At 63.6% G+C, this 10,260-nt stretch carries 8 protein-coding genes; 5 read left to right on the plus strand and 3 right to left on the minus strand.

Features of this window, described 5'->3' with window-relative positions:
- Positions 1 to 48: 48 nt before the first annotated feature.
- From PX554_RS23725 to PX554_RS23735, 3 genes are all read right to left on the minus strand, one after another.
- The gene (locus PX554_RS23725) at positions 49 to 1,143 is read right to left on the minus strand and encodes a FecR family protein (protein ID WP_067735162.1); all 1,095 of its coding nucleotides are present in this window, start codon (positions 1,141 to 1,143) and stop codon (positions 49 to 51) included.
- The gene (locus PX554_RS23730; RefSeq protein WP_275504707.1) at positions 1,136 to 1,822 is read right to left on the minus strand and encodes an RNA polymerase sigma factor; all 687 of its coding nucleotides are present in this window, start codon (positions 1,820 to 1,822) and stop codon (positions 1,136 to 1,138) included. Before PX554_RS23730 ends, PX554_RS23725 begins: the two co-directional genes overlap by 8 nt.
- 135 nt (positions 1,823 to 1,957) lie before the next feature.
- A complete protein-coding gene (locus PX554_RS23735) occupies positions 1,958 to 2,305 on the minus strand; it encodes a winged helix DNA-binding protein (RefSeq protein ID WP_169800999.1) in 348 nt (115 codons plus the stop codon).
- 563 nt (positions 2,306 to 2,868) lie between these two features.
- On the opposite strand from PX554_RS23735, the gene PX554_RS23740 reads away from it, so the two are divergent.
- The 5 genes from PX554_RS23740 (at position 2,869) to PX554_RS23760 (ending at position 10,224) form a co-directional block, all read left to right on the plus strand.
- Positions 2,869 to 3,783, plus strand: coding sequence for a DUF7146 domain-containing protein (locus PX554_RS23740; protein WP_067735168.1), 915 nt, complete (start codon positions 2,869 to 2,871; stop codon positions 3,781 to 3,783).
- Positions 3,784 to 3,949: 166 nt separating this feature from the next.
- Positions 3,950 to 6,016 (plus strand): ParB/RepB/Spo0J family partition protein, encoded by a 2,067-nt coding sequence (locus PX554_RS23745; protein ID WP_067735171.1) that lies wholly within the window; start codon positions 3,950 to 3,952, stop codon positions 6,014 to 6,016.
- 67 nt (positions 6,017 to 6,083) lie between these two features.
- Positions 6,084 to 6,278, plus strand: coding sequence for a hypothetical protein (locus tag PX554_RS23750; RefSeq protein ID WP_067735174.1), 195 nt, complete (start codon positions 6,084 to 6,086; stop codon positions 6,276 to 6,278).
- 137 nt (positions 6,279 to 6,415) lie between these two features.
- A complete protein-coding gene (locus tag PX554_RS23755) occupies positions 6,416 to 7,441 on the plus strand; it encodes a deazapurine DNA modification protein DpdA family protein (protein WP_067735197.1) in 1,026 nt (341 codons plus the stop codon).
- Between the two features lie 512 nt (positions 7,442 to 7,953).
- Positions 7,954 to 10,224, plus strand: a complete 2,271-nt coding sequence (locus PX554_RS23760; RefSeq protein ID WP_275504708.1) for a strawberry notch-like NTP hydrolase domain-containing protein — start codon at positions 7,954 to 7,956, stop codon at positions 10,222 to 10,224.
- Positions 10,225 to 10,260: the final 36 nt, after the last annotated feature.

Raw genomic sequence — 10,260 nt, forward strand, 5'->3', positions numbered from 1 at the left:
CATCGCCACAAAACTGCAATCTACGGGGTGGCTCCGATAAATTTCTTGCTATTTAGCCCGGAGGACGATTTCATCCTGTCGCGTGTGGTCGACTTTCAGGTCGAAAAGGCTCGCAAGCCGTTCGGCGACCTGCTCGGGGTCATCGACGCGGAACCGGCCTGAGACCGCCAGCGAGCCCACTCCAGAGTCGCCCGCGCGGATCGCGATGCCCGAACTGCGACTCGCTTCCGCAATCACCTCGGACAAGGGCGCCCGGTCGAATTCCTTGAGGATCGGGGTGGACAGCGGCGTGGCGAAAGACGTCTCGGCTCGAATGCGCGGGGCCGCGGTCAGATCAGGGATCGCGGCCAGGCCAAAGCTCAATTCCTCGCCGGGAGCCAGCCGCGTTACCGCCGGCTGACTCGCCTTGCCCGCACTGCCCGGCCCCGATGGACGCTCCACGTCGACCGCTCCACGCAGCAGGCGCACCGTCACCAGATTATCCTGGCCGACAATCACGTCGAAGATCGTTCCACGCGCCGTGACGCTGCCGTCGCCGGCAAATACGATGAATGGACGCGACTCATGCGCGACCTCGAAGCGGGCACGCCCTGTCTGTAAGCGCAGCTCGCGCCTATGGCTGTCGAACAGCGCGACGAGCGCGCTGCCACCCTCGAGCGTTACCGTCGAGCCATCGGCCAGCCTCACCATGTCCCTTTTACCACTCCGGGTCGAAAACACTTTGCGATCAGCAGCCGCCACCGCTGACGTATTCGGGACCGTCGCTAACTGCTCTTTCGGGAGAATGAAGGACGACAAGATACCCTGGCTGAACCATGCGCCCAGGCCGACAACCACGAACAGGCAGGCCACCATCGCTGCGTAGCGCCAGCGCGACGGCGCATCGTCATTGGCCGCCGGCTGCTCCTCGGCCCCGTTCGCCGATGAGCCCTTGGCTTCTTCGGCAAGAAACTTTCCGACCGCAAAAATCTCCCCGGCACGGTTATAGGCACCGCGATGCGCCGCTCCGAGCTTCAGCCAATGCTCAAAGGCCGCACGGTGCTGTTCCGCATCGGGCGCGCGCATGCGGGCGAACCAGAAGGACGCCTCTTCCAGCAACTGGTCTCGCCGAGGCGGACCTTCGGGCAATTCACCTTCAACCATCCTTGCCGACGCTTTTACTGATCCGAATGATCGCCTGGGCCACATGCCATTCGACGGTGCGAATGCTGATGCCGAGCCGGGCGGCTATCAGCTTATATTCCATGTCCTCGACTCGGTGTAGCAAATAGACCTCGCGTGTCTTGGGAGGGAGGGACTCGACGGCCGCCCGATACCGTTCCTGCATCTGGCTTATCTCTGCGGCCGCGTCAGGACCAAGCGGCTCGCGACCAAGTGCGAGATCCGCCTCGCCGAGTGACCTGGTCTTCGACCAGCGCCGGACGCGATCGGCAAGCAGATGCCGCAATATGCCCTGAAGATAGGCGCCGGGATTTTCCTGCGCTGCTGAGGATCGCGAGGCGGCAAGGCGCGCAAAGGCTTCCTGCACGAGGTCGGCGCGTTCGTCCTCGAGCCAGACCTTCGCCCGGAGCAGGGCTCGCAGCTTTGGCGCCTCGACCCGATAGATTGAATCGAGCTGATCGCGCCCGATGGCGCGGCCTTCGGCGTGGCGACAACGGCCGCCGTCGTTTGGGTGAAGCATGGTCTCAAACCACGCCTCGAGTGGGCGCATGACGACGCGCACCGCGAAGTTCATGTGAGTAAAATACCACGAGACGGCCACCCAGGGGCGGCGGGTTTCAAAGTAAGACGTGCAATCCCAACCGTCATGGATGGGCGCCAATGATGTCCCGCCAGGTCAATCCTACAGGCGGCCCCCGGCCTGATGATCCGCGCTGCTCTCGAAATCTGCATTAGATCCGTGTCGGATGCAAGCCACGGCGAGAGGCGCAATCCATTTCGCGTCCCGGCTCTCCGCTCACCGTCGAGACTCCAGGAGTTCCGGTCTCCCGAGCAAGCTGACCAATCCATCAAAATAGCTGTCCAGCATTTGAATCCCTTGCGATGAGAGTTCCACATTCATCCGGCGCGCGTCTTGAGGATCGGGTGCGAGCGATAGCAATCCGCCCTTGACCATCCTGTGAATGATTCTGAGCGCTGTACGCTCGCTTGCATTCGTCGCCGTGCAAAGACCCGTCAAGGAACGCGGCTTGCGATCCTTGCCTACATAGAGATCGAAAAGCATCTCAAGCGCGGGAAGCGCAAATAGGTCTCGACCGAATTGTTGCCCCATCAAGCGGTGTGCGTGTGCTGCCAAGCTGATCATGGCGCACCGGTCAATTGCCGCGAAGACGCTGGGGAGCATGCATGACATAGATCACCTGTTCGCCCGCGCTGGAGCGGACAGATCCGGTCGCGCAGGATGCCGATGCTCATTGACACACGCAGAAATAATCACTGGGCGATAGCACCATCGCCTGAACAAAGGTGCAGAGGCCATATGTTGCCCACGAATCGGACGGGTTATCTTCTGACTAAATATCGCCCGTGACATCAGAGACCTGAACAAACAAACGGTAAGCCTGCGACAGTACCGTATCGCGGGCTTCCAATTCCAGGCTGCGATCATGGTCTCGCCTGATGACTGTCGCGTGATCATGTCCATGCTCCGCTCGTGGAATGCCCAGCATGACAGTTCGTAGTCGGCGTTCTTGTAACATTTTGTCCTTAATCGATCTGTCGGGGCCGGTCCCGTCGTTTTCGAGCTACGCCGGGACTGATCGAGCCTTATCCGCGCGAGATGCTGGACGCTCCAACCATAAGGATCGGAGAGGGGAGTGGGATCAAGGGGCGGGGCCCTTGATCGGGTCCGTTCAATGGACACTATCCATGACCCAGATCTCAAACCTCCATCTTGAAACGGCCGCCGCTGAACTCGTCCGAAAACTCGGCGGAACCTGGACCGCCTCGGGCGGTATGTGCCATTGCCCAGCTCATGATGACCGGAGCCCGAGCCTGTCGGTGCGGGTCGGTGATCGCAGTCTGCTCTTCAAATGCTTTGCCGGATGCAGCGGTCTTGAGGTCATGCGCGCAATCCGCCGCCTGCACCTCGATGTTCCTGTGGACAAGGACGCCATTGTCCGCCCCCCTTCGCCCGCTGACACGATCAACCTGGAGCGGGCGCTCGCCGTCTGGGGCGAAACCCGGACGCCGCAGCAAACGCTAGTGGCGACCTATCTGGCGTCGCGAGGGATCACCCACCTGCCTGCGGCCCTGCGTTACCATCCGCGCACCCCGCTGGGGAAGAAACACTGCGTTTCCTTCAGGCCAGCGCTGATCGCCGCGGTTCGCGATGATGCCGGCATTACGGCGATCCAACGCTGCTTCTTCGATCGCGCAGGACCCTGGCTCGCCACCGATCTGCGCAAAGCGAAGCTAACCCTCGGTCGCCCTCTTACCGGGGCGGTGCGCCTCTATCGACCGACGCGATGCCTTGGTCTCGCAGAGGGGATCGAAACCGCTCTGTCGGCTGCGATCCTCCTCGATATTCCCGTCTGGGCAACACTTGGGAATGAACGGCTGGCGCGCGTCGCCATTCCCGATTTTGTCGATCAACTGATCCTCTTGCCCGACAACGATCAGGGCGGTCGCCTGGCAGCGAAACGGGCCCTCGACACCTATGCGCGTCCGGGTCGATTAATCAGAACCCTCTGGCCCTGGCGAGGCCTGAATGATTGGAACGATGTGCTGATGGAGGAACTGGGGTTGCGGGCGCGACGGCGAGCGGAGCGTATCGCCGCTTGACCACTGCACCGGGGAGCACAGTGCCCTTCCAGACTGATCGGACTGTCCATGCTGTCCAACCCTCGGCCGGAGACTGTGTCCCGCCGGGCGGGAAGAAGGGAAGGGGGAGGGGATCCGGTGCGGTTAGCGGTCTGGTGGTCAGGTCGCTCCGCACTGGAGAACTGCAATGACACAGCATGAAATCATCTATGTGCGTGCGCTCGACTGCTACAAGTCGCCGAACAACGTCCGCACCCAGAGTGATGCCGAGGCCGATGCCGAACTTGCGGCCAATATCGGCGAAACCAAGATCATCCTTGAGAACCTGATCGGCGTCCGAGCCCCGCGCAACAGCAAGAAGGGCAAGTACGAGATCTATGGCGGCGGCCGGCGGCTCGACGGCACCCACACCAATATCGCCGCGAGCACGCTCGACGAGGACTTCATGGTTCCCGTCCTGCTCGCCAAGACCGCCAAGGACGCGATCGAGATGAGCCTGATGGAGAATTACTTCCAGCTCCCCATGAATCCGGCCGATGAGTGCCGCGCGTTCCAATCCATCATCGAGCGCGAGAAGAAGAAGCCCATCGATGTCGCCAAGCGGTTCGGCAAGACCGAGCGCTTCGTCGATGGCCGCCTGCGTCTCGCCAATCTGGCCGCGCCGGTCTTCGAGGCGCTGCGGAAGGGCGAGATCACCATCGATGTCGCGATGGCTTATGCCCACACCTCGGACAGCGACCGGCAGGCCAAGGTGTTCGCTCAGATGGGCGCCAGCTATTACGGCCACAATGCGAACGAGATCCGCCGCGCCGTCGCCGTCGGCACCTACAAAGGCGGCGATCCCAAAGCCCTCCTCGTGGGCCGCGATACCTATCTCGACGCAGGCGGACGAATCGCGGCCGACCTCTACACCGACGAGCTGACCGAACTCTGGCTCGACGGCGGACTGGTCGAGAAGCTCGCCGACGAAGCCCTCGCTACGGCTGCGTCCGCTATCCGTGAACGGGAAGGCTTCGCCGAGGTGCGCGTCGTCACGGCGACCACCATCCCCTACACGGACACCTACCAGCTCACGCGCATTGTCGGCGAAAGGACGGCTCTGACACCGGAGGCCGAAGCGCGCCGGACGGAAATCGCCGCCGAACTCACCGAACTCGAAGAACTCGGCGAGGAAGCCGACGGCTACACCGAGGAGCAGGCGGAGCGGGTCGAGGCGCTCGAGGAAGAGATCGGCGAGATCCTCAACACGCCGGTGATCGTCTCGGCCAAGCAGAAGGCTTCCGCGATCGCCTATGTCATGATCGGCAAGGACGGCCAGCCCATCATTCATGAGCAGCTCTACGTGGCTCCCGTGGAAGATCCCGATGCGGCTGCCGGCGGCGAGGACGAGGACTCGGCGGATGAAGCCGGGGGTGCCGTCGAGGAGCCGGTCTCCGAGGCCGACGATGCGGTGGAGGCTCCGAGCGAGAGCTACAGCCAGAAGCTCAAGGATGAACTGGCGATGATGAAGACCGAACTGCTCGCGCTTCATGTCGCCAACGATCCGCACTTCGCTCTCGACCTCGGCACCTTCATCATGGTCGACAAGGCCTCCCGGCTCGGTTTCGGCAGCATGCCGAGCGACCTGAGCGCCAACGCACCGTCCCCCCGCGTCGCCGGCTTCAAGAGCGAAACCCCGGCGGCCGAAGCCTGGGGCCGGCTCGATGAAGCCCTCGACCGGAGCTGGATCAACCACAAGGAGATCCACGAGCGCTACGATGCCTTCTGCGCGCTCGACGATAGCGCCCGGGCCAGCTGGCTCGGTTGGGCGATCGCCCGGACGCTTCACGCCGTCCCGGACGGCCAGAGCGGGACCAGCTTTATCAACCATCTGGGTGCCAAGCTCCGCATCGATGTCGCGGCCTGGTGGCGGCCGACCGCGCGCAACTTCTTCAACCGCATCAATAAGGCTGTGGTGCTGAAGCTGTTCGAGACGGTCGGTGGGATCGAACTGAGGAACCGTTATGCGGCCTCGCGCAAGTTCGACCTGGAAGCGTCGGCCGAGAAGCTGTTCGCCGGCCAGATCATCGGCGAAGCCGAGATCAAGGACCGGGCGCTTGCCTGGCTTCCCGGGCCGATGCGGTTCGTCCCCGAAGGCTTCGACGACGAACCGGAGCTGTTCGGGGACGACCTGCCGCCGGCCGCCAACGACACGTCCGCCGACGTGTCTGAACCGGACGACGGCGAGGCTGAACCGCTGCCCGAAGCGGCCTGACGCTTCGAAACTCGGGGCCGCGGCTGCCGCTGCGGCCCCATCTTTCAACTTAGCGAGGACCAGCGCGATGAAACGTGTCGAGCGCGACCCTGAGGGCGGCTGGATCGCCCGCCGGGCGGACGGCACCCTCATTCCAGACGACGATTTCCGCTGGAACAGCCGTTCTGCGGCCCGGGGAGCCGTGCACGAAGCCGAGCTGCTCGACCCTTTCGATCCCAATCACGTGCGCGCCGCTTTGGGTGCAAACCACCCGAAATCCTGACGTATTGCGTTCGCTAGGCAAGCTGTCCCCGGCTTGCTCGCCCCCGCTCGACAACGGAACGGTCGGTCCCGAACGCCTCGGCTCCGTGACGGCGCCCGATCGCGCCTGCCTCTGCCTCCTTCATGATCGAGGCCTTCATGCCCATCGAGATCGTCATCGGGCTGCCCCACCTGAACGAGGGACCCATCCTTGCCAGGGCCCGCCGCTTGCAACTTCCCACCCTGATCTCCGCCAACGCCCTTTCTTCCTGGTCCAGTCGACGAGGATGGCGAGAATGGACCGGATGGCGATTGGCCCAGCTCGCCAACGCAGAGGGATTGGCCTCGCTCGACCTCGACAGCGCCGGCTTCGTGGCGATGGCCAGATACCGGGGATTTCCGTGGAGCATCGACGACTATTTCCGTCTTGCTCAGGCATTCCCGTTTCGCCGCATCGCAAGCCTCGATTATTGCACCGAGCATGAGATCGCCTCGGACAGGGAAGAGGTGCTTGACCGGATCTCGCGAACGATCCGTGCCAACCGGGATTGTCGCGACCGTGCCGCCGATCTCGGACTGCTCAGTCGCTTCATGCCGGTCCTTCAAGGCCGGCGCCCGGACGATTATGAACGGTGCGTCGACGCGCTCTGGCTCTCGATCCGTCCCGGCGCCATATTGGGTGTCGGATCGATGTGCCGCCGGGAGATCGGCGGACCGGAAGGGTTGGTCGCGGTCGTAGAACATCTGGACCGCATCCTCCCAGCCGCCGTCAGGCTCCACGCCTTCGGAGTGAAAGGTTCCGCGCTTCAATACCTGTCCGCGTTTGAGGGGCGGATCGCCTCGATCGACAGTCAGGCCTATGGCATCGCAGCCCGCAGAGACGCTTACCGACGCTGCGTGTCGAAATCCGATACGCTGGTGGCCGAGCACATGGAGGTCTGGACACGCCAGCAGCTCATGCGCCTGTCCGAACCCGTTCGGCACCTGCCCGCCGAGAATGCATCACCCATCCCGGTTCGATCATATGACTCCTGGGAGGCCGCGATTGCTCAGGCGCGTTCCCAAATTCGCGGTCTGATCGAGAGCGGCGACCTGGACCACGACGCAATGACGACCGGATGGATCGAGCAATGGGCAGCCGACATCTATAACGCTGCACGGCGACGATCCACGCCGAAGTCATAGCCTTGATCGCCGACCAAATACCCGATGGCGGCTCGTCAGGCTCGAGACGTTCGTGCCGGGAAACGATCGGCTGCCCGGCAGAAATCCTGATATTCATCCATGTCCGCTAGAGTGGGCTTCTTTCCATTGTTCCCGCTCTTCGAGCCGGAAGAAAGCTCGATAGCCAGAAGCATCATACGCTTCGTCTCGTCATGGTCCGAAACGACACTTGGCTGATACTTGGTAGGGAGATTCATCCCGCGGGTTCCAATCAGAGCGCTTCGATCCATCTTTCCCGGAAGTCGCGCGATACAGTGACCGCGTCGCCTCCAAGTCCGAGGGCGTCAAAATACGCGCGAGCACCCATGAAGCGCAAGTTTTCACGCGTGCGGGAATGGCCCTGCGACGCAGTCTCCGAAATCCCGGATCACGCAACAAGCCGATATCGCGCGGCGAACAGCCTTAGGAGGGAAGGGGGAGGGAATCCGGCGAGGCGAGGGCGGTTGGCTCTCGCCGCATCGCCGGAGATCCTCATGACACTCTCGCTTTTCGCCGCACCCGATGCGGCCGATCGTCCCTGCGCCAAAGCCACGGCGCTTTTCGATATCGCCCGCATTCTCGCCGACCGCCTCGCCAAGGGCGGCAGCATTTCGCGCCAGATGCTCAAGAGCCTGATGCAAAAACGCGTCGGCGGCTCCGACGCCTGGGGTGACTGGTCGATGCGCGACGCTTATGATGCGCTCGAAACGGCGCAGGTGCTGCTCGCCCTCGATCAGGCGGCAGGGCTCATCGATTATGCGGATCCTGCTGCGGCCGCCGCCGCGCGAGACCGCCTGATATCCGGGCTACCGACCCAGACCTATCGCAGCGAAAAGCAGGTCGAGCTTCAGCAATTCTCGACCCCGCTGCAACTCGCCTGGCTCGCGGCGCAGGCCGCGCGCTTGACCGATACCGACACGGTCCTCGAACCCTCCGCGGGCACCGGCATGCTCGCGGTCCATGCCCGCCAGATCGGAGCCAGCCTCCTGCTCAACGAGCGCGACCCGCTACGCGCCGATCTCCTGTCGCTCGCGCTCGACCAGTGCGTCACCCGGCACGATGCCGAATTCATTCACGACCTGCTCGACCCGACCATTCGTCCGAGCGTCGTCCTCATCAACCCTCCCTTCTCGCGCAGTGAAGGCCGGGGGCAGGACCGCCATGCCGGCGCGCGTCACCTCCGGTCCGCGCTGTTGCGCCTTTCCCCACAAGGACGCTGCGTCGCGATCATGTCGCCCGCTTTCGCTCGGGGCGGCACCGGCAGCAAAGGCTATGAGACGGTCAGCGCCCTGGTCCCGCCGCGCTTCGAGATCTCGATCAACGGCCAGCCTTATGCGAAGCATGGCACGTCCATCTCGATCCGCCTGCTCGTCTTCGACAAGGGGTGGACCGGCGAATCCGAGTGCCATGTCGCCGACGATATCCGCCAGGCCCTCGCGATCGCTCGCGACGTGCCGCCCCGCCTCGACGATATACCCACGCCACCCGAGCCGGTCGAACCGGCGCAGTCTGCGAGTCCGAGGCTGGCACTTCCTGCCCGGGTGGGCGGACTGTTTGCCAGGGTCGAACCGACACGCCAGATAGCGCCGCCCGTGCGCCCGATCGTCTCGGGCGAGCCCGAACTGCTCACCTACGAGGTGCTGGAGACCCCGCCGCCCGCCGGCGAGCAGATCGGTGTTTACATACCTTGGCGGCTCTCCCGCATGGTCTTCGAGCAGGCCAATCCGCACCCGGACCAACTGGTCGAGTCCGTCGCGATGGCGTCGATCCTGCCACCGGTGCCGACCTATCGCCCGATGTTGCCGCCGCGCGCCGTCGCGGCCCTCTCGGACGCCCAGCTCGAAACCGTCATCTATGCGGGCCAAGCCTTCGAGCGCGACCTGCCTGGCCGCTACGTCCCCAATGATGCGGGCACGCTGCTGACGCCCAATGCCGCCGGCCATGTCTACCGCATGGGCTATATGGTCGGCGACGGCACCGGCGTCGGCAAGGGGCAGCAGATCGCTGCGTGCATCATGGACCGTTGGTGCCGTGGGCAACGTCGTGCCGTCTGGATTTCCAAGAGCGCCGCCTTGCTCGAAGACGCCCGTCGCGATTGGACCGCGCTCGGTGGCATGGCCATCGATGTCCAGCCGCTCGACGCCTTTCTCTTCGGCACGTCGATCACGATGGACAGCGGCATCCTCTATCTCACCTTCGCGACCCTGCGATCCCAGCGCGACGATGCGCTCTCCCGCCTGCAGCAGGTGCTCGCCTGGCTGGGCCCCGATTTCGATGGCGTCATCGCCTTCGATGAAGCTCATGAGATGGCGAACGCGGCGGGCACCGAGACCAAATTCGGTACCCAGAAGGGCTCGGAGCAGGGATTGGCCGGCGTCCGCCTCCAAAATCTTCTATCGCGCGCCTGCATCCTCTATAACAGCGCGACGGGCGCAACCGACCCCGCCAACCTCTGCTATGCGAGCCGCCTTGGGCTGTGGGGAGAGGGATCATCCTTCGAAACCCGCGAAGCCTTTATGACCGCGCTTGGCAGCGGCGGCATCGCGGCAATGGAGATCGTTGCCCGCGATCTGAAAGCGCTTGGCCTCTACACCGCCCGCGCGCTCACGTTCCGCGGTGTCGAATATGACCCGCTCGAACATGAACTCACGCCCACGCAGATCCGCATTTATGACGAATATGCCGACGCTTGGGAGATCTTATGGCGAGCTGCGCATAAGATCGCTTATCGCGAGGAAGCGGTAATGCGGAGGAGCGCGGCGTAGTCCTGCAAAGCTGCGGAACATTTCGCCACGTCCTTC

Source organism: Sphingomonas pollutisoli (assembly GCF_029167165.1).
GTDB lineage: Bacteria > Pseudomonadota > Alphaproteobacteria > Sphingomonadales > Sphingomonadaceae > Sphingomonas > Sphingomonas pollutisoli.